Raw genomic sequence first — 23,942 nt, 5'->3', positions numbered from 1 at the left:
CGATGCCCGACACCCACGCCCCCGCGGGCCCGCACGCGGGCGCCCTGAAGGCCAGGCGCCGCCGGTCCCGGCTGCGAACCCTCGCCTTCATGTCCCCCTGGCTGATCGGCTTCTCGGTCTTCTTCGCCTACCCGCTGCTGTCCACCGTCTACTTCTCCTTCACCTCCTACGACGGCTTCCGACCGCCCGTCTTCAACGGACTGGCCAACTGGAGCTACGTCCTCACGGACTATCCGCTGTTCTGGCCGGCCATGCGCAACACGCTCTGGCTGGTGGTGGTGATGGTGAGCTGCCGGGTCGTCTTCGGCCTCGGCGTCGGCCTGCTCATCACGAGGATCAAGACCGGGGCCGGACTCTTCCGGACCCTGTTCTACCTGCCCTACCTGGCCCCGCCGGTGGCGGCGACGCTCGCCTTCGTCTTCCTCCTCAACCCCGGGACCGGCCCGGTCAACACCCTGCTGGAGTCGGTGGGGCTGCCCGCGCCCGGCTGGTTCACCGACGCCGACTGGTCCAAGCCCGCCCTCACGGCGCTCGCGCTGTGGGGGGTCGGCGACCTGATGGTCATCTTCATGGCCGCGCTCCTCGACGTACCGAAGGAGCAGTACGAGGCCGCCGAACTCGACGGCGCCGGCGCCTGGGCCCGCTTCCGGCACATCACCCTGCCGAACATCTCGCCGATCATCCTGTTCGCGGTGGTCACCGGGGTCATCCAGGCCATGCAGTACTACACCCAACCGCTGGTCGCCGGGAAGGCGGCCGCCGGGGTCATCGGCGGCTCGGGGCAGCAGTTCGAGCCGGGCTACCCCGACAAGTCCACCCTGACCCTCCCCCAGGTGGTCTACAACGTCGGCTTCCAGCGCTTCGACTACGGCACCGCCTGCGTCGTCGCCCTGGTGCTGTTCGCCCTCTCCATGGCCTTCACCGCACTCCTCATGCGGCGCCGTGGCGGACTGATCGGAGCAGCGGAATGAGCACCCCGGACCCCGCGCCCGGCCGCCGGGCGCGGCGCGGGGCAGCCCTGCACTGGATCGCCGTGCACAGCCTGGGCGTGGCCGCCGCCCTGTTCTTCGTCCTTCCCTTCGTCTTCCTGCTCCTCACCTCCCTGATGAGCGACCAGCAGGCGCTGACCCGCGACCTGTGGCCGCGGACCTGGGAATGGGGCAACTACGCCACCGTCTGGCACACCCCCGGATTCCTCACCTGGTGGCGCAACACCCTGCTGTACGCGGGCCTCGGCACGCTGCTGACCGTGGTGTCCTCGGTGCCCGTCGCGTACGCCCTCGCCAAGTTCCGCTTCCGCGGCCGGCGGCCGGCGCTGCTGCTGGTGATCGCCATGATGATGCTGCCGCCGCAGGTGGTGGTCATCCCCATGTACCTCTTCTGGGCCAAGCAGTTGGACCTGTCCGGCACCCTGTGGCCGCTGATCGTCCCGATGGCCTTCGGTGACGCCTTCTCGATCTTCCTGCTGCGCCAGTTCCTGCTGACCATCCCCGACGAGTACCTCGACGCGGCCCGCGTCGACGGCTGCGGCGAACTGCGCACCCTGCTGCGCGTCGTGCTGCCCATGGCCAAGCCGGGCATCGCGGCCGTCGCCCTGTTCCAGTTCTTCTGCGCCTGGAACGACTACTTCGGCCCGCAGATCTACGCCTCGGACAACCCTGCCGCCTGGACCCTCAGTTACGGCCTGGAGTCCTTCAAGGGCGCGCACCACACCAATTGGAACCTCACCATGGCGGCGACCGTGCTCGTCATGGCACCGGTGATCGTCCTCTTCTTCTTCGCCCAGAAGGCGTTCGTCGAAGGCGTCACCCTGACCGGAGTGAAAGGCTGACGACCATGAAACTCGCAGTGGTGGGCGGCGGTTCCACCTACACCCCCGAGCTGATCGACGGGTTCGCCCGGCTCCGCGCCGGCCTGCCCGTCGAGGAACTGGTACTGATCGACCCCGCCACCGAGCGGCTGGAGCTGATCGGCGGCCTGGCCCGCAGGATCTTCGCCCGCCAGGGACACCCGGCCACCGTGACCACCACCTCCGACCTGGACGCGGGCGTCGCCGGCGCCGACGCGGTGCTGATCCAGCTGCGGATCGGCGGGCAGGCCGCCCGGCTCCAGGACGAGACCTGGCCACTGGAGTGCGGCTGCGTCGGGCAGGAGACCACCGGCGCGGGCGGCCTCGCCAAGGCCCTGCGCACCGTCCCGGTGGTGCTGGACATCGCCGAGCGCGTCCGGCGGGCCGCGCCCGACGCCTGGATCATCGACTTCACCAACCCCGTCGGGATCGTCACCCGAGCCCTGCTCGACGCCGGGCACAAGGCGGTGGGGCTGTGCAACGTCGCCATCGGCTTCCAGCGCAAGTTCGCCGGGCTGCTGGACCTCTCCCCCGCCGAGATCCACCTCGACCACGTCGGCCTCAACCACCTGACCTGGGAGCTCGGGGTCCGCAGGGGCGGCCCGCAGGGCGAGGACCTGCTGCCGCGGCTCCTCGCCGCCCACGGCGACGCCATCGCCGCCGACCTGCACCTGCCGCCCGCGGTACTGGACCGGCTCGGCGTCGTCCCCTCGTACTACCTGCGCTACTTCTACGCGCACGACGAGGTGGTCCGGGAACTGGCCGAGAAGCCCTCGCGGGCCGCGGAGGTCGCCGCGATGGAGAGGGAACTGCTCGGCCTGTACGCGGATCCCGCGCTCGACGAGAAGCCATCGCTGCTCGCCAAGCGCGGCGGCGCCTTCTACTCGGAGGCCGCCGTGGACCTGGCCGCCGCCCTGCTGGGCGACGGCGCCGGCGCCGTCCAGGTGGTGAACACCCGGAACGCCGGGACCCTGCCGTTCCTCCCGGACGACGCGGTCATCGAGGTGCAGGCCCGGGTGGACCGCTCCGGTCCCACCACGCTGGCAGTGCCCCGGCTGGACCCGCTGTACGCCGGTCTGGTCTCCCACGTCACGGCGTACGAGGACCTCGCGCTGGACGCCGCCCTGCGCGGCGGGCGCGAGCGGGTGTTCAAGGCGCTCCTCGCGCACCCCCTCGTCGGGCAGTTCGACCTCGCGGAAGGACTGACCGACCGGCTTCTTGCCCACAACAAGGAGCACCTGCCATGGGCGTGACGCCCGCCGGCGCCGCCGTGCTCGCGGTCGACGCCGGCAACAGCAAGACCGACGTCGCGTTGATCGGCGCCGACGGCAGCGTCCTCGGCACCGGTCGGTCCGGGGGCTTCCAGCCGCCCCGGGTCGGTGTCGAGGCGGCCGTGGACGTCCTCGGGCAGGCCGTCGCGGAGGCGGCCGAGGCCGCCGGTCTGCCCCGGCTGCGGCCCGGCGCCCCCTACGCCGCCCAGGTCTCCGCCTGCCTGGCCAACGCGGACCTTCCCGTGGAGGAACGCCGGCTGGCCGACGCCGTCAGCGCGCGCGGGTGGGGCGCGGCGACCGCGGTGCGCAACGACACCTTCGCGATCCTGCGGGCGGGGCTGCCCGCCGGGGACGCGCCGCGCGGGGTCGCGGTGGTCTGCGGGGCCGGCATCAACTGCGTCGGCATGCTGCCCGACGGGCGCACCGCCCGTTTCCCGGCCGTCGGAATGATCTCCGGTGACTGGGGCGGCGGGGGCGGACTCGCGGAGGAGGCCCTGTGGTGGGCGGCGCGCGCCGAGGACGGGCGCGGCGGTCCGACGGAGCTGGCGGTCGCGCTGCCCGGGCACTTCGGGCTCGGCTCCATGTACGAGTTGATCGAGGCGCTGCACCTGGGGTCCCTCCCCCGGCGGCGGGTGCACGAGCTGGTGCCGGTGTTGTTCGCGGTGGCGGCGGCGGGCGATCCGGTGGCGTCCTCCCTCGTGGAACGACAGGCCGACGAGGTGGTGGCGATGGCGTCCGTGGCACTGGAGCGGCTCGGCCTGTCGACACAGGAGGTGCCGGTGTTGCTGGGCGGCAGCGTGCTCGCGGCCGGGCATCCGCAGCTCAACGACAGGATCCGGGCGCGGCTGGCGCGGCGGGCCCCGCTCGCGCGGGTCTCGGTGGTGGCCGCGCCGCCGGTGCTGGGCGCCGGTCTGCTGGGACTGGACGCGCTGGGGGCGCCCCCCGGGGCCCACGGAAAGCTCCGTGCCCATTTCGGGTGAACCCGCCCGGGAACGCGGCGGGTCTGGAACCGTGGGGGCCCTCCCGACGTATTGACGGTGAAGGGGCGGCGGGGGTGGCGGGGGCGGCACCGGGGGCGTTCTCGGGGACGGTCGCGGGTACGGATCACCCAAGATCGAGCACCGGGTGCTGTGGTCGGCCGCCGCTAAGGCCATACTGCTCCGGAGCAGAGGGACCGAGGGGGAGGTCACGGTGGCCATCACGACACGCGCGCCCGCGCCCGGGGGCGGCACTTCCGGTGCGCCGCCCCGGCCTGCCGCGGGTCCGCCCGCCCCGCCGGGGCGGGGCACCGCCTGGGCGGAGGGCGTCGAGCGGCTGCGCGCCGCCGCGACCACCGAGCCGGGTCGGCTGCGGATCATCGGGGCCGGACTCGCCGCACTGATCGTGCTGTTCGGCGCGGTCGCCGTGTGGGAGGTGTCCGACCGGGTCGCCGCGTCCGAGGCCGTGGTGGGCCGCAGCCAGCCGCTCAGCGCGGACGCGGCGAACATCTACCGCTCCCTCGCCGACGCCGACACGGCCTCCTCCAGCGGGTTCCTCGCGGGCGCCCAGGAGCCCAGGGAGGTCCGCCGGCGGTACGAGAAGGACATCGCCAGTGCTTCCCGGCTCCTGATCAGCGCGGCGGCGAACACCGGCGCCGGCGGGGAGTCCCGCAAGGAGATAGCGCTGCTCGGCGAGGAGTTGCCCCGCTACACCGGCCTGATCGAGCAGGCCCGCGCCAACAACCGGCAGGGCCTGCCGCTGGGCGGGGCCTACCTGCGGCACGCCAACGAGCAGATGAGCACGGTCCTGCTGCCCGCCGCGCAGCGGCTTTACGAGGCGGAGACCGGCCGGCTCTACACGGACCACGACGAGGCCCGGTCCTGGCCACTGGCCGCGACGGGGGCCGGGGTGCTGGCCGTCGGCGCGCTGGTGTGGGCGCAGCGCCGCAACTACCTGCGCACCCACCGGGTCTTCAACCAGGGGCTGCTCGCAGCGACCGCCGCTTCGGTGGTGGTGCTGCTGTGGCTGACGGTCGGGCAGACCGTCGCCCGTTCGGGGCTGAGCGAGGCCCGGGCCGACGGGCAGGAGTCGTTGAAGGTGCTGAACGACGCGCGGATCGCCTCGCTCCAGGCCCGGGCCGGCGAGAACCTGACACTGATCGCGCGGGGCGCCGTGCTGGCCGAGGACAAGAAGTCCGACAAGTACGACGTCGACTACGCGACCAACATGCGGCAGCTCGACGAGGGGCTGGCGAAGGCCCTGCGACTGGCCGACGACGCCAGTGGCCGGGATCCCCTCAAGAAGGCCGCGGCCGGCGTGACCGAGTGGAAGCAGCGGCACGCGGCGGCCCGCGAGTCGGACATGAAGGGCGACTACGAGTTGGCCCTGCCCCAGGTCATCGGGGACAAGGACAGCAGTGGCGCGTCGTTCGACGTCGTGGACGCCTCCTTGGAGGAGGCCGTCGTCCACGAGCAGCAGGAGTTCACCCGGGCGGCCCGGAGCGGGCTCGGCGCGCTGGACGGACTGGTGACGGGCTCGGCGGCCCTGGCCGTCCTCGGCGCGGTGGCCGCCCTCCTCGGCATCGGTCGCAGGCTTTCGGAGTACAGGTGAGATCGATGCGGATACGGCGGATGCGGGCGGGGCAGGACGAGGCATCGGGGACGCCCGGGGCCTCCCCGGTGCGGCGCGCGGCGGGCCGGATGCGCGGCTGGGGCGGGGTCAGCGCGATGGCCGCCGCCTGCGCGGTGACCGCGGCGGCCGTGCTGCTGCCGCTCGCCCACGGCGCACCGGACGGCGCACGGACCGGACCGGTCCGTCCGCCGTCCGCGGTGGTCGCGGCGCCCGCCGCTCCCGCCGACACCTGCCCGGATCCGGAGGCGAGCCTGCGCCCGTCCACCATGGACGGGCCGACGATCGAGCGGATCCGCAAGGCCGGCAAGCTCGTCGCGGGCGTGGACCAGAACAGCTTCAAGTGGGGTTACCGCAATCCGGACGGCCACCTCGTCGGCTTCGACATCGACCTGGTGAAGGCCATCGCCAAGGACATCCTCGGCAACGAGGACCTGGTCATCTACCGGGCGATCCCCACCAGCCAGCGGATCCCCGCCCTCCAGGAGGGCCGCGTCGATGTCGTCGTCCGGACGATGACCATCAACTGCAAGCGTCTGGAGGACGTCGCCTTCTCCACCGCCTACTTCGAGGCCGGGCAGCAGGTCCTGGCGCCCAAGGGTTCGCCGATCACCGGGTACGACGGCTCGTTGAACGGCCGCCGGATCTGCACGGCCGCCGGGTCCACGGCGGAGGCGGCCCTCACGTCACAGTCCTACGGCTCGGTGCCGGTCTCCGTCCCGAACCAGCTGGACTGCCTGGTGCGGCTGCAACTGGGCGAGGTCGACGGGATCATCACGGACAACGCGCTCGCCGCCGGTCAGGCCGCGCAGGACCCGTCCGTGCAGCTCGTCGGCGCCCCCTTCACCCGCGAGTTCTACGGGGTGGCCATGAACAAGGACGCCTCCGACCTGGTGCGCCGCGTGAACAAGGTGCTGGAGGACTACCGTGCCGGCGGCGACGGCAGCCCGTGGGCCACCTCCTACCGGAACCACTTCCAGAACGTGCTGCCGAAGGTGGCCTCGCCGCCCGCGCCCAAATACCGGGACGGCTGAGGCCTGTGGCGGATTCGAGGCCGTACGTGAGCCTTCCGGGAACGGGGCCCGCATTGATGGACAGGGATGACGTCGACCGTGCGCTGACACGGCTGGGCGCGGAGCACGAGGCCGTGGAGACCTCGCTGCTCGCGCTCCAGGACCATGCCGGCCGCCGGCTCCTGGAAGGGGCCGCGCTGAGCGGGATCACCCAGGAGCGGTGGGCCGCCGCCGACACGGCCATCACTCGGCTGTGGACGTACTTCGACGCCTACAGCGGGGCCCTGGCCGCCGCCCGCGCGATCCGTGAGCGGCGGCGTTGGCCGAACCGGGAGGACCTGGCGGAGCTCACCGAGCGGCTGCGCGGCCCCGGGGTGACCATCGCCGGCGCCGGGCTGGAGGGCGCCGCGCTCGCGGAACGGTTCTCGCTGGCCGAGCTCGTCGCCCGGATGAACGAGCTCTACGCGAGCTCCCTGGACCTGGTGGTCGCGGCGGACGCGGTGTGGTCGGCGCTGCCCGCGCGGATCGACCTGCTGGCCGCCGAGCTGCACCGCACGCGGTCGCTGGCGCACTCGGTGGGGGTCCGGCCGGGCGAGCACCCGTCGGGGGACGACCTGGAGTCGATCACCGTCGAGCTGGCGCGGCTGCGCGAGCGGGTGATCGCGGACCCGCTGGCCTTCTGGACCCCGGCGCCGGGAAGTTCCGCCCCGGGCGGCGGGCGACCGGACACCGCCCGCTACGACCGGGCGGCCCGCGCCCTGGACGACGTACGGCGGGAGGTCGAGGCGGTGCTGACCGTCCGGCAGGACGCCGAGCAGCGGCTGGTCGCCCTGCGGGACGTGCTCTCGCGGGCCGATCGCACGCTCGCGGAGGCGCGCAACGCCCGCGTCGAGGTACTGGCGAAGATCGCGGCGTCCGAGGTGCCGGCCGTCAGCGGACCGCCGACCGCCCTGCACGAGCAGCTCGCGGCGGCGGCGGAGTACCGCCGGCACGCACAGTGGCACCGGTTGTCACCGCTGCTGGACGCCCTGGAGGACCGGGCCGAGGAGGAACTCCGGCGGGCCCGTGAATCGTTGACGGCGGTGACGGCCCCGCTGGCCGTGCGGGCCGAACTGCGCGGCAGGTTGGACGCCTACAAGGCGAAGGTCGCCCGGCACGGACTGGCGGAGGACCCGCTGCTGATCGAGCGGTACGACACCGCCCGGCGGATGTTGTGGAGCGCTCCCTGCGATCTGCGGGCCGCCGAACTGGCGGTCCTGCGCTACCAGCGGGCCACCGCCGAGGCGCTGGCACCACCGCAGGACCACGGCGCGCGGGACGACGGGGCTCAGGACCCGGCCGAAGGGAACCCCGGCGCACCGGACCGGCACGACGTGCGGGAGCACCATCTACCGGCGCCCCATCCGCCCGAGCAGCACCCGCGTGAGCACCACCTGCCCGAGCAGCACCTGCCGAAGCGGTACCCACCCGAGCAGCACCGGCCCGTCGGGCCGGGGAAGGAGGACGCATGAGCCTGATCGGAACGCCCTGCATGCGCCCCGGCTGCCCCGGCGCGTACGAGGACATGGGCGGCGGCGAGTTGTACTGCGACACCTGCGGGCTCGCCCCGACGGGCGCGGTCGCGGCGGGCGCCGAGGAGCTGGTCTCCCCGCCGACGGGCATGACCAGCGCCGCCCGGCACGGCGACTCCAGGGGCTCGGCGGGCTCCCGCGGATCGGGGCGGTCCTCGGCCTCGGCGCGTTCCTCCCGCTCCTCACGCTCCTCCTCGTCCCGCCGCTCGGTGTCCGGGCGGCTGTCGCGGTCCCTGCCGGGTTCCGCGTCCACCCGTTCGGTGTCGGTGCGCAGTTCCGGCTCGGCCTCCTCCGGCTCGGGGCGCGGCCGGTTGGGAGCCGGGCTGGTCAGCGTGCCGGAGGTGCCGCGTCCCGACCCCTCGGCGGCGGTGCTGGAGAACCCGGAGGTTCCGGAGCGCAAGCGGTTCTGCTCCCGCTCGGACTGCGGAGCGCCGGTCGGACGGTCGCGGGGCGAACGGCCGGGTCGTACGGAGGGGTTCTGCACCAAGTGCGGCCACCCCTACTCGTTCGTGCCCAAGCTGCGCGCGGGCGACGTGGTGCACGGCCAGTACGAGGTGGCGGGCTGCCTCGCGCACGGGGGTCTGGGCTGGGTCTACCTGGCCGTGGACCGGGCCGTCTCCGACCGGTGGGTGGTCCTCAAGGGCCTCCTGGACACCGGGGACCAGGACGCGATGGAGGCGGCGATCTCCGAGCGGCGCTTCCTCGCGGAGATCGAGCACTCCAACATCGTGCGGATCTACAACTTCGTGGAGCACCTGGACCAGCGGACGGGTTCGCTCGACGGGTACATCGTCATGGAGTACGTGGGCGGCAAGTCCCTGAAGGAGATCGCGAACGAGCGGCGCCGGCCGGACGGCAGACGCGACCCACTGCCCGTGGAGCAGGCCTGCGCGTACGGGATCGAGGCGCTGGAGGCCCTCGGGCACCTGCACAGCCGCAACCTCCTGTACTGCGACTTCAAGGTCGACAACGCCATCCAGCAGCAGGACCAGCTCAAGCTGATCGACATGGGCGCGGTCCGGCGGATGGACGACGACGAGTCGGCGATATACGGAACCGTCGGCTACCAGGCCCCCGAGGTGGCCGAGCTCGGTCCGTCCGTGGCCTCGGACCTGTACACGGTGGCGCGCACCCTCGCCGTGCTCACCTTCGACTTCCAGGGCTACACGAACGTGTTCGTGGACTCGCTGCCCGACCCGGAGCACATCGAGGTGTTCGGCCGGTACGAGTCGTTCTACCGGTTGCTGGTCCGGGCCACCGATCCGGATCCGGGTCGGCGGTTCGCGTCCGCGCAGGAGATGGCCGACCAGCTGACCGGCGTGCTGCGGGAGGTCGTCGCGTTGCAGACGGGTCGGCCGCGTCCGCAGCTGTCGACGCTGTTCGGGCCCGAGCTGCGGGTCCCGGACACCCGGCTGTACGCGGACGGGCCGGGCGCCGAGGTCTCCCGACTGGGTGCGCGAGAGATCGCGGGCCGGACGTGGGGCCGGGGTCGGGGCAGCAGACGGGCACCGGCCGGAACTCCGGCGCCGGTCGCCGTTCCCGCTCCGGTTGCGGCGCCGGCCGGTGGCCCGGGATCCGTCGCGGTCGTTCCGCCGCTGGTCGGCCCCTCGCCCGTCGCCGCACAGGCCCCTGCCGTGGGCGGCGTCGCCCCGCTCGGTACCACCGCCACACACCTGGCGGGCGCCCAGGTGCCCGGGGCCCGCCGGGCCGGCCCGGCGCAGGAGGCGCGGTCGGCGCAGGCCGGTCCGTCGGTGGTCGTCCTTCCGGTGACCGCGCCGGGCGCCGGGTCGGCCGCGGTGCGGACCGGGTTGGCCCGTCTCGACGCGCGCGACACGGCACTGGCCCTGCCCGTGCCCTTGGTCGACGCCGCCGACCCCAACGCCGGCTTCCTGACCGGACTCCTCGCGTCCGCGCCCGCCGACCTGTTGGGCGCCCTCGGCTCGGCCCCGGCCGACTCGGCCGAACTGCGGCTGCGCGAACTGCGGGCCCGGCTCGAACTGGGAGAACTCGCGGTGGCAGGCGAGGCCCTGACCGCGCTGGAGGACCGGCACCCGGACGACTGGCGCGTGGTGTGGGCCCGCGGGATCGCCTCGCTGGCCACCGGGGACGACGAGATAGCGGCGCTTTCCTTCGACGCGATCTACGACGCCTTCCCGGGTGAGCCCGCTCCGAAGCTGGCCCTCGGTCTGTGCGCCGAGATCCTCGGACAGCTGGACAACGCCGCCGAGTACTACCGCCTCGTCTGGACCACCGACCCGGGTTTCGTGAGCGCGGCCTTCGGCCTGGCCCGGGTCCAGCTGGCGTCCGACGACCGGGACGGTGCGGTGCGCACCCTGGAATCCGTGCCGGAGGCCTCCATCCACTACACCGCCGCACGGGTGGCGGCCGTACGGGCACGCCTGCGCGACCGGTCCCCGCAGGAGCCCCTGCTGACCGATCTCGTGGCGGCGTCCGGCCAGGTCGAGGCGCTGCGGCGGTTCGGGCTGGACCCGGAGCGGCAGGAGCGACTGGCGACGGAGGTTCTGGGCGTGGCCCTGGACTGGGTACTGTCGGGTAGCCGGGGCGCCGACCCCGGCCGGACCTCGCTGCTCGGCAGTCAACTGGACGAGCGGGGGCTGCGCTTCGGCCTGGAACGCTCGTACCGCGTCCTCGCCCGGCTGGCGCAGCGGGGCGAGGAGAGGATCGAACTGGTGGAACGGGCAAACCGTTTCCGTCCCCGGACGTGGGTGTGAGTGATGTCGATGCATCGGCCGTCGGGCTGCCCCAGCTGCGCGGAGCCCTTGGAGGAGGGTGACTGTTTCTGCGGCGTGTGCGGTTACGCGTTGTCCTCCCCACCCCCGCCCCCGGACCCCGATCCGACCCTGCCGGTCGGATCCCTGCCGGCGTCGGCTCCGGCCGCACGGCCCGCCGCCCCGGCACACGCACCGGCGGGCGGGACCCCCGGTGCGGTACCCGGCCCCTCGGGTGGGGCGGGCGAACCGGTCGGCGCGGGCCTGCGCAGCTCCGCCGGATACACCCCCGGCGTGCCCGCGCCCGGCTGGGGCAGTGTGGCCGAGGCCGCGCCGACCCTGGTCGGCGACGGCTCCGGCATGCCGGGTTCGACCCCGCCCCGGGGCGGGGTCGAACCCGGGCACGGGGCCCGGCACGGGCAGGAACCGGGCCGCCACGAAGCACCGCAGGAGCAGGGACCGGGCCGCCACGCGGCCCCGTACGGGCAGGAGCCCGTACGCCACGACCTCCCCGGCGGCGCCGGGGATCCCGGCACGCCGTCCGGGGACGGGGCCTGGGGACCGCCCGCGCACGAGGACCCGTACGCCCCGCAGGGCGGGCCCGCGCACGAGGACCCGTACGGCGCCGCCCCGGCGGGGGACGGCGGGAAGACCTGCGTCGCCTGCCGGTCCGGGCACGTCGATCCCGACGGGTACTGCGAGCACTGCGGCCACGCCCAGCCCCGCGAGCGGGACCACCTGGAGGAGGAGCTCGGCAGCGTGGCCGCCGTCAGCGACCGCGGCCTGCGCCACCACCGCAACGAGGACTCCTTCGCCGTGTCGGCGACCGCCCTGCCCGACGGGTCGGCCGCCACCGTGGCCATCGTCTGCGACGGCGTCTCCTCCGCGAGCCGACCCGACGAGGCCTCGGCCGCGGCCGCCCGCGCCGCCAACGAGGCACTGCTCGAAGCCCTCCCCCGCGGCGCCCACCCCCAGGAGGCCATGCACGAGGCGATCCTGGCCGCGGCCACCGCCGTGAACGCCCTCGCGCCCGAGACGCCCGGGGCGCAGAACGCGCCGGCCTGCACGCTGGTCGGCGCCGTCGTCAGTGGCGGCGTCCTGACCATCGGCTGGGTCGGCGACAGCCGCGCCTACTGGGTGCCCGACGACCGCGCCGCCATGCCGCGGCGCCTCACGGAGGACGACTCGTGGGCCGCCCAGATGGTCGCGGCGGGCCTGATGGGCGAGGCCGAGGCCTACGCCGACGTCCGGGCCCACGCCATCACCGGCTGGCTCGGGGCCGACGCGTACGAGCTCGAACCGCACACCGCCAGCTACAAGCCGGATCACCCCGGTGTCGTCGTCGTCTGCACCGACGGCCTGTGGAACTACGCGGAGTCCGCCCGGGACATGGCCCAGGTCCTGCCCCCCGACGCGGCCGTCCGTCCCCTGCACAGCGCGCAGGTCCTGGTGGGCCACGCCCTCGACGGGGGCGGGCACGACAACGTCACCGTCGCCCTGGTGCCCTTCGCGGCCCAACCGGAACCGGGAGATCCCGGCGCCGCACCGGAAGCGGAAGCCGAAGCGGAACCACACCCCCGGGCCTGACCAGCCCGTCCCCGTCAGCGAGCCCCCCGAGGAGTCCAGTCGATGGCGAACTTCGCCAAGCCGAGCGCCCCGCGCTTCAGCGTGGAGGTGTACCAGAACGAGTTCCTGCCCGAGGGCGGCCGGGACGTGCACGCCATCGTGACGGTCACCTCCAGCGGGGGCGCCACCGCGACCGCCGCCCGCGTCCTGGGGCAGGACGCGGCCGTGGTGATCATGGTCGACTGCTCGGGTTCGATGGAGTACCCGCCGGACAAGATGCGCGGGGCCCGCGAGGCGACGGCCGCCGCGATCGACACCTTGCGCGACGGCACCGCCTTCGCGGTGATCGCGGGCACCCACGTGGCCCGCGAGGTGTACCCGGGCCAGGGCCTGCTGGCCACCGCCGACCCGACGACCCGGGCCCGGGCCAAGGAGTCGCTGCGCGGCCTGTCCTCGGGCGGCGGCACCGCCATCGGGACCTGGTTGCGCCTGGCCGACGGCCTGCTCCGCCGGTCCACGGCCACGATCCGGCACGGGATCCTGCTCACCGACGGCCGCAACGAGCACGAGGAACCGGCGGTGCTGCGCGCCACCCTCGACGCCTGCGCCGGCCGCTTCACGTGCGACGCCCGCGGCGTGGGCACCGACTGGGAGGTCAAGGAGGTCACCGGGATCGCGGGCGCGCTGCTGGGCTCGGCGGACATCGTCGCCGATCCGGCCCACCTCGCCGAGGACTTCACGCGCATGATGGAGAACGTCATGGGCAAGGAGGTCGCGGACGTGGCGCTGCGCCTGTGGACCCCGGTGGGGGTGGAGGTCCAGTACGTCAAGCAGGTCGCGCCCGCCGTCCAGGACCTCACTGCCCGCCGCACCGGGGCCGGGCCCCGCGCCGGGGACTACCCGACCGGGTCGTGGGGCGACGAGTCCCGCGAGTACCACGTCTGCGTCCGGGTGCCGGGTGCCTCCGTCGGTCAGGAGATGTTGGCGGCCCGCGCCTCGCTGGTCCTGCCCGGGCCGGCGGGCGAGCCGCAGCCGCCGCTCGCGCAGGGCCTGGTCAGGGCGGTGTGGACGGACGATCTGGCGGCCTCGACCGCCATCAGCCCGCAAGTGGCGCACTACACGGGACAGGCAGAACTCGCGCAGGCTATCCAACAGGGCCTGGAAGCCCGCAAAATGGGTGATGTGGACGGGGCCACGGCCAAACTGGGGCGTGCCGTGCAGCTTGCCAGCGTCTCCGGGAACGCCGACACTGCCAAACTGCTGGCGAAGGTGGTGGATGTCGTCGATGCGGTGGCGGGTACTGTGCGGCTGAAAGCGAAGGTCGCCGATGCCGACGAGATGACCCTTGAAACGCGTTCGACGCAGACCGTCCGAGTGAAGAAGTACTGAGAAGAAACCTGACGCGATGACGCAGGGAGAAGGGGGAAGCGCCGCGATGCCGACCTGCCCGAACGGGCACCAGTCCGCCTCCGACGACTGGTGCGAGGTCTGCGGCCACCGCATGGCTGCCCCTACGGGCAACCCCGCGGCGCCCTCCTACGGATACGGCTACCCTCCCACGGCCGGTGAACCGACCGCCCAGGCGGAGCTGTGCCCGCAGTGCCGCACCCCGCGCGAGGCCATGGCCCCGTTCTGCGAGGAGTGCCGGTACAACTTCCTGACCCGCACGCCGACTTCGTACGCTCCGCTGTCCCCGGACGCCACGGGCGCGGGACCCGGCACCGGGGCGGGCGCGCAGCCCGGCCCGCCGCCGGCCCAGGCCCCGCCCGTCTTCTCCCAGGACCACTTCGAGTACCAGGGGTCCCGGCCGTCCCGGGTCAACCGGCCCGCCGAGCCGCTCCAGCGTGAGGACGACTGGCTGTTGCCGCCGCCCTCGCACGAGCAACAGGGTCGCTCCGGTCAGCAGCCCGTACAGCCCGTGCAGCAGGAGTACCAGCAGGACTACTACCAGCAGCAGGCACCGCCGCCGCAGGAGTACCACCAGCAGCAACAGCACCACGAGTACCAGCAGCAGCAGCATCAGTCGTTCCCGCCGCAGCACAACCCGGCGCCGGTGTCCTGGTCGGCGACGGTCGCGCCCGACCGCTCGTACTTCCTGGCCATGATGCAGCGCAGCGGACCGGAAGCGGCCGCGCTCAACCTGCCCGCGTACTCCCCCGAGCAGCACCTGCCGCTCTCCGGCGGCCAGATCACCATCGGCCGGCGGCGCGCGTCCACCGGCGAGGCCCCGGACATCGACCTGGCGGTTCCGCCGGAGGACCCGGGCGTCTCCCACCAGCACGCGGTGCTCGTCCAGCAGCCCGACCTCAGCTGGGCGGTCGTCGACCAGAACTCCACCAACGGCACCACCATCAACGGCGGCGAGGAGCCGATCCAGCCCTACGTCCCGGTCCCCCTCTCCGACGGCGACCGCGTCCACGTCGGGGCCTGGACCACCATCACCATCCGCCGCGGCTAACCGGGCCGGACGGGTTCCCCCAGCGGCCACACGTACGGTCCCTGGGGGTCGTCGAGCCAGGACCACTGTCCCTCGGCCGTCACCGTGACCCCGAACCGTTCGCGCGGCGGCCGGCCCTCCCTGCGCCACAGGTCCAGGGCCTCACGGGGGTGCAGAACGCCCGCGGTCAGGATCAGCAGGAACTGGAAGCGCTCGTTCTCCACCAGTTCGTACGGCACCCCGTGCAGCGGGCCCGTCGTCCCGGCGGGAGTGGGCGAGGCCGTGGCCCCGCGCAGGGGGACGAAGTAGGCCGAGGTGTGCAGGAAGTGCCCCTCGGCGAAACCGGCGTCCCGGACGGTGAGCGCGATCAACCCCGTCGACAACGGCGCCAGGATCCGCGCGCCCGGCCGGCACTGGCCGGGCCAGGCGTCCGGGATCAGCGGCAGGGTGCAGGTCACCAGGATCCGGTCGAAGGGGGCCCGGGAGGGGCAGCCGCGCGCGCCGTCCCCCGTCACCACCGTCGGGTGGTGACCGAGCAGCGCCAGGTGGGCCCGCGCCGACTCGGTGATCTCCTCGTCCAGATCGACCGTGGTGACCAGGTCCTCGCCGAGCCGGTGGCAGAGCAGGGCGGCGTTGTAGCCGGTGCCCGCGCCGATCTCCAGCACGTTGTCGCCGTCGCGCACCCCCAGCGCCTCCAGCATCCTCGCCATCAGCGAGGGCTGGCTGCTGGAGGAGACCAGCTCTCCGTCGCGCAGTCGGGTCGCCAGCGGGGCGTCGGTGTACACGCCGCGCAACCAGCGGGCCCGCTGCTCCGGATCCGGGTCCTCGCCCCACAGCCGTTCGTGCCCGGCGCCGCGGCCGGTCCAGAAGTACGGGACGAACACGTGCCGGGGCACGGCCGCGAAGGCGGCCCGCCAGGCGGGGTCCTCCAGCGCCCCGGCCGCCGTCAGCTCCCGCACCTGGGCGGCGTGCGCCGCCGCCCGCAGGTCCCGGACCGCTTCGTCCGGCGCGCCGCGGGACCTGCGTGGGGTGTGTGCCCCGGTGCCACCCGTGCCCATGACTCCACTGTGCTGCGGTCGGGCCGCCCGTGCGACCCCGGCGGACGGTCGGCGGGTCCCGGGCAGGACCTAGGACCGGGGTCCTCCGTCCGGGCGTCTGAGACGATGGTCGGGTGAATGACGAGTCGCAGAGCACGGTCCAGGAGCAGACCTTCTACGAGCTGGTGGGCGGCGAGGACTTCTTCCGCCGGCTGGTCCACCGCTTCTACCAGGGGGTCGCGGGGGACCCGCTGCTGCGCCCGATGTACCCGGAGGAGGACCTCGGGCCCGCCGAGGAACGGTTCGCGCTGTTCCTGATGCAGTACTGGGGCGGCCCGACGACCTACAGCGACAACCGGGGCCACCCCCGCCTGCGGATGCGGCACGCGCCGTTCCAGGTCGACGCCGCCGCGCACGACGCGTGGCTGAAGCACATGCGGGTGGCGCTGGACGGGATGGGTCTGGCGCCGGCGCACGAGGCGCAGCTGTGGCGCTACCTGACCTACGCGGCCGCCTCGATGATCAACACTGCCTGAGTCGGGGGCCGGCCGGCCGGTCAGACGGGTCGTACCTGGAGGGCGCCCAGGCCACCGGTCCGCCCGGGGCGCCGGGTGGCGACGGACCCGTACGGGGTGCTGAGGCGCAGCCAGCCACCGGAGGCGAACAGCGCCACGGGGGCGGGCGCCACGACCGGGGCTGCCGCGGGGGTCGTCGCGGCGGGGACGGGGGTCCGTACCGGCCGCAGGAAGCCGAGGGACTGCGCGGCGTGCACGGCGCGCAGCGGAAGTTCGGTGTCGCCCACGGTGCGCGACCAGATCTCGCGGCCGATGCGGTCCCGCTCGGAGCGGGTCCGGTGCTGCGGGGGCAGGGCCTCGTCGCGGGCCCGGAACTCGGTGACGGCCGCGGCCACGGAGGCCCGGACCGCCTCGGGGGCGGGCAGGCCCGCCACCGGCTGCCAGCCGCCGCGGGGCGGTAGCACACCGGCCCAGGGCGGGCCGGTCACCGGCGCGGGCACGACGGCTCCCGCGGTGGTCTCGTCGATCGCCTCCAGCAGCTCGCCCGCCGACACGGTCAGGTCGAGCGGTGTCGCGAGGGGCTCGGCGAGGCGGGCCGTACGGACGGCGAGCACGTCGAAGGACGGCGGGCGTCCGAAGACGGCGAGCGCGCCGCCGCCCGCCCGCGCCTGCAGGCGGACCGCGGCGGCGCGGTCGTAGTGCACCAGCCGACCCAGGAAGGCGGCGAGGTCCGCCGCCTCCCCGGGATCGACGAAGCGCAGCTGCTCGCTCATGCCGCGAGGCGCCCTTCGGCGGCCTCGGGCCGGTCGAGGTACTCCTCCAGGAAGCGACGCTCCTCCGCGGTGATGCGGCGGGGACGTCCCTCGGCGAGGTTGTAGGGCACGACCACGGTCTCGGCCCGTACGTACACCTTCTCCGGCGCGTCCTGCGTCGCCTCGTCCTTGACCTCGTAGCGAATGGTCAGGGACGCGGCGCCGATGCGGGTCACCCAGGACTCGATGAGGACGGGCTCGTGCCGGTGCACCAGGGGCAGCTTGTAGTCGATCTCGTGGCGGGCCACGACGGAGCCGCCCGTGAAGGATTCGCTGCCCTCCCCCGGCGCCAAGCGGAACATGAAGTCGATCCGTGCCTCCTCCAGGTAGCGGAGGAAGACGACGTTGTTGACGTGCCCGAAGGCATCCATGTCCGCCCAGCGGAGGGGGCACCGGTAGTGGTGTCTCGCCATGGTCTCGACCTAGCCCCGGGTGAGCTTCTTGTAGGTGGCACGGTGCGGACGGGTGGCGTCCGGGCCGAGCCGCTCGATCTTGTTCTTCTCGTAGGACTCGAAGTTGCCCTCGAACCAGTACCACTTGGACTCACCCTCGTACGCGAGGATGTGCGTGGCGACCCGGTCCAGGAACCAACGGTCGTGGGAGATGACCACGGCCGCACCGGGGAATTCGAGGAGCGCGTTCTCCAGCGACGACAGGGTCTCGACGTCGAGGTCGTTGGTGGGCTCGTCGAGGAGCAGCAGGTTGCCGCCCTCCTTGAGCGTCAGCGCCAGGTTCAGGCGGTTGCGCTCACCACCGGACAGGACACCGGCCGGTTTCTGCTGGTCCGGACCCTTGAAGCCGAAGGCGCTGACGTACGCGCGGGACGGCATCTCGACCTGGCCCACGTTGATGTAGTCCAGCTCGTCCGACACGACCGCCCAGAGGGTCTTCTTGGGGTCGATGTTGGCGCGGCTCTGGTCGACGTAGCTGATCTTGACGGTCTCGCCGACCTTGATGGCGCCGGAGTCCGGCGTCTCCAGGCCCTGGATCATCTTGAAGAGCGTGGTCTTGCCGGCGCCGTTCGGGCCGATGACGCCGACGATGCCGTTGCGCGGCAGCGTGAACGACAGGTCGTCGATGAGGACCTTGTCGCCGAACGCCTTGGTCAGGTTGTTGACCTCGACCACGATCGAGCCCAGACGCGGGCCCGGCGGGATCTGGATCTCCTCGAAGTCCAGCTTCCGCATCTTGTCGGCCTCGGCCGCCATCTCCTCGTAGCGGGCGAGACGGGCCTTGGACTTGGTCTGACGCCCCTTGGCGTTGGACCGCACCCACTCCAGCTCTTCCTTGAGGCGCTTCTGGCGCTTCTCGTCCTTGCGGCCCTCGACCTTGAGGCGGGTGGCCTTCTTCTCCAGGTACGTGGAGTAGTTGCCCTCGTAGGCGATGGCGCGGCCGCGGTCGAGTTCGAGGATCCACTCGGCGACGTTGTTCAGGAAGTACCGGTCGTGGGTGACCGCGATGACGCAACCCTTGTACTGCGACAGGTGCTGCTCCAGCCAGTTCACCGACTCGGCGTCGAGGTGGTTGGTGGGCTCGTCGAGGAGCAGCAGGTCGGGGGCTTCCAGCAGCAGCTTGCAGAGCGCCACGCGACGCTTCTCACCGCCGGAGAGGGTGGTGACCGGCCAGTCGCCGGGCGGGCAGCCCAGCGCGTCCATGGCCTGCTCAAGCTGGGCGTCGAGGTCCCACGCGTTGGCGTGGTCCAGGTCGTCCTGGAGCTTGCCCATCTCCTCCATCAGCTCATCGGTGTAGTTCGTCGCCATTTCCTCGGCGATCGCGTTGAACCGGTTGAGCTTGCCCTTGATCTCGGCGACGCCGTCCTCGACGTTCTCCAGGACCGTCTTCGACTCGTCGAGCTTGGGCTCCTGCATCAGGATGCCGACCGTGTAGCCGGGAGACAGGTACGCCTCACCGTTCGACGGCTGCTCGATGCCCGCCATGATCTTCAGAACGGTGGACTTGCCGGCGCCGTTCGGGCCCACCACACCGATCTTCGCGCCGGGCAGGAAGTTCAGGAAGACGTCGTCAAGGATCACCTTGTCGCCGTGCGCCTTGCGCGTCTTGCGCATGGTGTAGATGAACTCAGCCAAGAGAAACCGTCCGGCAGATCGATGATGGGCAGATACACCCCATCTTGCCAGTCGTCCATACCTGCGGGCGAATGGGTAGGTCAGAGGCCCCTGAGCTGGGGTGGGACGGTGGCCCGCGGGTGGCGGGGCGGCGGCGGGACGGGACCTGGTCGTATCTCCCCCTGGGAGGGCACGATGTGCTGCGCCACCCGGTGCCGGCAGCCCCGGAGGTCCCTTGAACGCCAGTTCCCTCGTCCCGCTCGCCATCGCGCTCATCGGGGTCGGCGGCACCCTGTTCGCCCCGCTGCTGACGCAGCGCCTCGTCGCCCGCGTCCAGGCGGAGCAGGGTGACCGGCAGGAGCGGGTGGCCGAGGCCCAGTGGCGGCGCGAACAGCAGGTCGCGGCGCTGGACCAGCGGCGCGACTGCTACGTGGCGGCGAACTCCGGCTACCGCCGCTTCCGCGTCGAGCTCATGAACCACCTCTGGCTGGTGCACAAGGACGCCGTCGCCCCGGAGCGGCGAACGGCCCTGGAGGAGGCGCGGCACGCAATGCACGCGTCCTTCGCCGAGGCCCAGATGGCCGCCTCCGACGCGGTCCTGGCGGAACTGGACGCGATGTCGCAGACCTTGGCGGCCCTGTACGACCGGGTCATGCGGCTGGAGGAGGGCAACCCGGCGCCGAACGGTTCGTTCGAGGAGATCCAGTCCGGGCTGCTCCGCGCGAACGAGCAATGGGTGGTCATGCGGGGCGCGATGCGCACCGACCTGGGGGTGGACCCGGGCCCGGCGGTGGAGCCCTACTAGGGCGTGCCGGCCGGGGCCCGGGAACGGCCGTCCCGGGCGGCGGCCCCGGGGCGGTCGGTCGCGGGGCGGTCGGTCGCGGGGCGCCCGGGTTGCTGCCCGAGGCGGAAGCCACGCCCCGGGCGGTGGCCCGAGGGCGGTCGGGGTGCCCGGGGCGGTCGGGATACCTGATCTGCGGCCCGCGGGCGATCGGGATGCCCGTGGTGCGGCCCAAGGCGGAAGCCACGCCCGGGTGGAGGCCCCCGGACGATCGGGGCGCGCGGGTTGCTGCCCAAGGAGGATCGGGGTGCCCGGGTGCGGTTCGAGGCGGGAGCGGCGACCGCGTGGCCTTCCGGGGGCGGGCGCGGCGCCCGGGCGGGCGGCTTCGCCCCGACCGTGGGGCCGGGGCGAAGGGGCGTCAGTGGGGGCGGTAGACGGTGAGGGCGTCCGGGAGGGCGTCGAGGACGAAGGCGGGGGGTGCCTCGGCGTACTCGCCGTCGTAGGCGAGGGGGGTGCCGGGCGGGACGTCCGAGACGCGCAGGCTGCGCAGCTTGCTCGCCACGTGCACCGGGGAACGCGTCAGCGGACCGGTGAAGGCAGCCGCCAGGAGCCGGGGGCCGGGCCGGCCACCGCCGAGGACGAGCCGCAGGTCGAGCAGGCCCTCGCCGAGGGTGGCACGGCGGCGCGGCGTCGGGCCGGTCCCCTGGTAGGTGCCGTTGCCCGCGAAGAGCAGCCACACGCTCCGGGGTCGACCGGCCAACCGGAGCCGGACGGGCCGCTCGGCGCGCAGCACCTGCCAGGCGGCGAGCAGCGCGGCGGGCCCGCCGCCGATGCGCGGCCCCCAGCGCAGCCGGTGCCGCAGCAGCTCCGGGTACGCGCCGACGCTGAAGTTGTTCAGGAAGTACCCGGAATCGTCGCCCGGCCGGGGGCCGGCGGCGGGGGCCGGTACGGCACCGGAATCGGAATCGGAGCCGGCGGCGGGCTCCGGGTGGTGGCCGGTGACCGGGTTCGCGGGGGCGTCCGGCGCGGCGGGATGCCGGGGGCCGGGGGTGAAGCGGCCGACGCCGACGCGAACCGCTTCGCCCGCAGCAACGGCCCGGCAGGTGTCCGCCGGACCGGCGAGGCCGAGGTCCAGCGCGAAGTGGTTGAGGGTGCCGCCCGGGAACACCGCGAGCGGGACCCCGGCCCGCAGCGCGGCGGTGGCCGCGGCGTTGATCGTGCCGTCCCCGCCGCACACTCCGAGGACGGTGGCCCCGGACGCCGCCGCCGCGAGCTCGGCCACCAGATCGCCGCTGTCGACCTCCACCAGCTCCGCCTTCGGCAGCCGCTCCCGCAGGACGTCGAGCCCGGCCTCCGCGGCCGTCCCCGACGCGGTGTTCACGACCACCGTCAGCCCCTCCCCGTCCGGGAGCGCGGGGACTCCGGGCGCGGGCCGTTCGTCCCCCGGCACCACCCGGGCCTCCTGGGCGTCCCGCGCGAGCCGCCGTACGACGAACCCGGCTGCCACCCCGAGTGCCGCACCCGTCACCACGTCGGACGGGTAGTGGACCCCCGTGTACACGCGGGAGAACGCCACCGAAGCGGCGACGGGCGCCACCACGGCCCCCCACCCCGGGGACTCCAGCGCCAGCCCGGCGGTGAACGCGAAGGCCGACGCCGCGTGCCCGGACGGGAAGGAGGTGGTCTGCGGCTGCGTGTGCAGCTGCCGCACGGCGGGCACGCCGTCCAGCAGCGGGCGGGGCCTGCGGACCGACCACTTGCCGACGGTGTTGATGGTCGCCGAGGCCAGCGCCAGCGAGGCGGCCCCGCGCACGGCGGCCTTGCGGGCCCGGGGGGAGCCGAGCACGCCGATCGCCACCGCGGTCCCGCCCCACAGGACCCCGTGGTTGGCGGCCCGACCGAGACGCGGCAGTACCCGGTCGGCCCCGGGCCAGTGTCGGCGCGCCACGGCTTCGAACAGCTGCCGGTCCCAGCGCGCGACCGCACCCCGCCAGGTGAGTTCTTGATCAGACATCCCCAGCGCCTACCCCGGGGAACGGGTCCGAAATCAGACGCGCCCCGAATGCCTCGGCTCAGGCAGGCCCCGGCTCCGGCGCGCCGCCACCCGCACGCCGGAGCCCGGGGCCCGGGCGGGGCCCCGGAGTCCGCCTAAGCGCCGTCCTCCTCCGCGTATTCGCCTTCGAGGGGGCGCTTGCGCAGCAGGAGGACGACCATTCCGCCCAGGACCACCAGGCCGACGGCCAGGGAGGCGATGACCGGGGTCGCCGCGGAACTGCCGCTGGAGGCCAGCCGCTCCTCGTCCGGCGAGGCCGGAGAGGTCGAGGAGGTCGCGGAGGTCGGGGAGGTCTCGAACACCTGGGACCGGGACGCCGGGGACTGCGGGGACGACGGGAGGGTCGCCCCGGCGGTGGCGACGGGGACCGCCGTCGCTCCGGACAGGTTTCCGACCGTGCCCGCCGGGGCCTGCCCCGGTGCGCGCCACGCCGCCGCCGCCCCGGCCGAGGCCGCGGATTCGCTGGAACCGGCCACGATCTGCGCCTCGGCGGGAACACCGCTGGTGAAGACCCGCCCGACGGGGACCTTGGTGGAGCCCTGGACGGTGACGGAGGCCCTGCCGTCCGGGGTGCCCGCCGGCACCTCGAAGTACAGGCGGCTTCCGTCGGCGGCGGACGTCAGGGGCTTGCCGTCGACGTCGACGACCCGGACCCCCATCGCGGCGGCCGCCGCGTCCGGGGTGACGGTCACGCTCTGGGCCCGGGTCCGCACCGTGACCGGGCCGATGCGGCTGCCGGTCGGTCCGGTGACGGGTCCCGTCGCCGAGCCGGGGTCGAGCCCCAGTGAGGCGGGTGGTTCGGGCAGTCGGCCCGCCTCACGCTGGAGGTAGTCGGCGAGGCGTTCGGCGGCCGGGTCGGCGGCCTCCACCGGGGCCCCGTCGGCCAGTCTCCAGATCGCCACCTGGGTACCGGCCGCCGCGCTCTCGGCGGTCAGGGAACCGGCACCGGAAGCCTTGGCGAGCCCCGCCAGATCGTTGAACTGGGGGTAGGAGTGCTCCAGGACCCAGCGGATGCGGCCCGCCTCGGCGTTCCCGGCGAGGGGGCTGCCGCCCCAACCGGTCTCGGTGAAGCGGGCCTGGGGCTGCGCGTAGCCCGCGACGCCCACCCCGTACGTCTGGAGGGTGCCTCCGCCGTCGACCCGCATCTCGTGCAGGCCGGCCGGGATCTGCCGGACCGAGCCGTCGCCGGCGCGCAGGACGGCCTGTCCGTACGTCTTGAGTCCGTCGAGGACGGCACTGGCCCCCTCCGACGTCCGCCCAGCGGGCGGCCCGGCGTCCGCCTCGGCCCGGGCCCCGGGTGCGGCGGTGAAGGCCGCCGCCGCCAGCAGCGCCACCGCGAGCGGCCGGCGCACGGAGGGCCTCCCCCCGCCGGCGGCCGCGGGGACGGTCCGGACAACAGGAACGGCGGTAACGGCGGGAACAGCCGGAGCAGCAGGACGAGCAGGGACGGCTTCCCGGCCAGGAAGCGGAACCGCGGGCTTGGCGGTTCTGGATGTTGGTCGGGCGCCGGAGGGCGCCACCGGAACGGACGTCGATCCGCCTGCGGCCGGGGCCGCGGAATCGGAGACCGCTGAGGATCCGGCGGATGCGGAGGATGCGGAGGACGCGGGAACAGCAATCGACACAGTCTTCCCC

General features: G+C 73.8%; 19 protein-coding genes. 13 read left to right on the top strand and 6 right to left on the bottom strand.

Annotated features, from left to right (window positions below):
- Positions 1 to 2: 2 nt before the first annotated feature.
- The 11 genes from ACZ58N_RS08910 (at position 3) to ACZ58N_RS08860 (ending at position 15,064) form a co-directional block, all read left to right on the top strand.
- Complete coding sequence (locus tag ACZ58N_RS08910) at positions 3 to 971, top strand: carbohydrate ABC transporter permease (protein WP_471157174.1); 969 nt, start codon at positions 3 to 5, stop codon at positions 969 to 971.
- A complete protein-coding gene (locus tag ACZ58N_RS08905; RefSeq protein ID WP_471157172.1) occupies positions 968 to 1,831 on the top strand; it encodes a carbohydrate ABC transporter permease in 864 nt (287 codons plus the stop codon). The genes ACZ58N_RS08910 and ACZ58N_RS08905 overlap by 4 nt, the downstream gene beginning before the upstream one ends.
- A gap of 5 nt (positions 1,832 to 1,836) precedes the next feature.
- A complete protein-coding gene (locus tag ACZ58N_RS08900; protein ID WP_471157170.1) occupies positions 1,837 to 3,102 on the top strand; it encodes a 6-phospho-beta-glucosidase in 1,266 nt (421 codons plus the stop codon).
- On the top strand, positions 3,093 to 4,100 hold the full coding sequence (locus ACZ58N_RS08895; protein ID WP_471157168.1) for an N-acetylglucosamine kinase: 1,008 nt from the start codon (positions 3,093 to 3,095) through the stop codon (positions 4,098 to 4,100). The genes ACZ58N_RS08900 and ACZ58N_RS08895 overlap by 10 nt, the downstream gene beginning before the upstream one ends.
- A gap of 211 nt (positions 4,101 to 4,311) precedes the next feature.
- Entirely contained in the window at positions 4,312 to 5,709 is a 1,398-nt protein-coding gene (locus tag ACZ58N_RS08890; RefSeq protein ID WP_471157166.1) for a hypothetical protein, read from the top strand.
- Positions 5,710 to 5,729: 20 nt separating this feature from the next.
- Positions 5,730 to 6,761: a glutamate ABC transporter substrate-binding protein gene (locus ACZ58N_RS08885; protein WP_471157567.1), complete on the top strand. Its 1,032-nt coding sequence runs from the start codon at positions 5,730 to 5,732 to the stop codon at positions 6,759 to 6,761.
- 56 nt (positions 6,762 to 6,817) lie between these two features.
- On the top strand, positions 6,818 to 8,251 hold the full coding sequence (locus tag ACZ58N_RS08880; protein WP_471157164.1) for a hypothetical protein: 1,434 nt from the start codon (positions 6,818 to 6,820) through the stop codon (positions 8,249 to 8,251).
- On the top strand, positions 8,248 to 11,043 hold the full coding sequence (locus tag ACZ58N_RS08875) for a serine/threonine-protein kinase (protein ID WP_471157162.1): 2,796 nt from the start codon (positions 8,248 to 8,250) through the stop codon (positions 11,041 to 11,043). The genes ACZ58N_RS08880 and ACZ58N_RS08875 overlap by 4 nt, the downstream gene beginning before the upstream one ends.
- 3 nt (positions 11,044 to 11,046) lie before the next feature.
- Positions 11,047 to 12,627, top strand: coding sequence for a PP2C family protein-serine/threonine phosphatase (locus tag ACZ58N_RS08870; protein WP_471157160.1), 1,581 nt, complete (start codon positions 11,047 to 11,049; stop codon positions 12,625 to 12,627).
- Between the two features lie 42 nt (positions 12,628 to 12,669).
- The gene (locus ACZ58N_RS08865) at positions 12,670 to 13,995 is read left to right on the top strand and encodes a VWA domain-containing protein (RefSeq protein WP_471157159.1); all 1,326 of its coding nucleotides are present in this window, start codon (positions 12,670 to 12,672) and stop codon (positions 13,993 to 13,995) included.
- Between the two features lie 16 nt (positions 13,996 to 14,011).
- Positions 14,012 to 15,064, top strand: coding sequence for an FHA domain-containing protein (locus ACZ58N_RS08860; protein ID WP_471157157.1), 1,053 nt, complete (start codon positions 14,012 to 14,014; stop codon positions 15,062 to 15,064).
- Here ACZ58N_RS08860 and ACZ58N_RS08855 read toward each other — a convergent pair.
- Positions 15,061 to 16,101, bottom strand: a complete 1,041-nt coding sequence (locus ACZ58N_RS08855; protein ID WP_471157155.1) for a methyltransferase domain-containing protein — start codon at positions 16,099 to 16,101, stop codon at positions 15,061 to 15,063. The two genes, ACZ58N_RS08860 and ACZ58N_RS08855, sit on opposite strands and share 4 nt — an antisense overlap.
- 113 nt (positions 16,102 to 16,214) lie before the next feature.
- Between ACZ58N_RS08855 and ACZ58N_RS08850 the strand changes: the two genes are divergently transcribed.
- Positions 16,215 to 16,616 (top strand): globin, encoded by a 402-nt coding sequence (locus ACZ58N_RS08850; protein WP_471157153.1) that lies wholly within the window; start codon positions 16,215 to 16,217, stop codon positions 16,614 to 16,616.
- Positions 16,617 to 16,636: 20 nt separating this feature from the next.
- On the opposite strand, the gene ACZ58N_RS08845 is transcribed toward ACZ58N_RS08850, so the two are convergent.
- The 3 genes from ACZ58N_RS08845 to ettA are packed head-to-tail and all read right to left on the bottom strand — an operon-like array spanning position 16,637 to position 19,494.
- Positions 16,637 to 17,368 (bottom strand): DUF8010 domain-containing protein, encoded by a 732-nt coding sequence (locus tag ACZ58N_RS08845; protein ID WP_471157151.1) that lies wholly within the window; start codon positions 17,366 to 17,368, stop codon positions 16,637 to 16,639.
- Positions 17,365 to 17,820, bottom strand: coding sequence for an acyl-CoA thioesterase (locus ACZ58N_RS08840; RefSeq protein WP_471157150.1), 456 nt, complete (start codon positions 17,818 to 17,820; stop codon positions 17,365 to 17,367). Before ACZ58N_RS08840 ends, ACZ58N_RS08845 begins: the two co-directional genes overlap by 4 nt.
- 9 nt (positions 17,821 to 17,829) lie before the next feature.
- Entirely contained in the window at positions 17,830 to 19,494 is a 1,665-nt protein-coding gene (ettA, locus tag ACZ58N_RS08835) for an energy-dependent translational throttle protein EttA (protein WP_471157148.1), read from the bottom strand.
- A 214-nt stretch (positions 19,495 to 19,708) separates the two neighbouring features.
- Here ettA and ACZ58N_RS08830 point away from each other — a divergent pair, with 214 nt between their 5' ends.
- Complete coding sequence (locus ACZ58N_RS08830) at positions 19,709 to 20,278, top strand: hypothetical protein (RefSeq protein ID WP_471157146.1); 570 nt, start codon at positions 19,709 to 19,711, stop codon at positions 20,276 to 20,278.
- A 394-nt stretch (positions 20,279 to 20,672) separates the two neighbouring features.
- On the opposite strand, the gene ACZ58N_RS08825 is transcribed toward ACZ58N_RS08830, so the two are convergent.
- Entirely contained in the window at positions 20,673 to 22,268 is a 1,596-nt protein-coding gene (locus ACZ58N_RS08825; protein WP_471157145.1) for a phosphatase PAP2 family protein, read from the bottom strand.
- 134 nt (positions 22,269 to 22,402) lie between these two features.
- The gene (locus ACZ58N_RS08820; RefSeq protein WP_471157143.1) at positions 22,403 to 23,659 is read right to left on the bottom strand and encodes a TQXA domain-containing protein; all 1,257 of its coding nucleotides are present in this window, start codon (positions 23,657 to 23,659) and stop codon (positions 22,403 to 22,405) included.
- Positions 23,660 to 23,942 lie beyond the last annotated feature (283 nt).

It is taken from the genome of Streptomyces sp. NPDC040432 (assembly GCF_055595445.1).
This window is presented reverse-complemented; position numbering and strand designations above follow the sequence as displayed.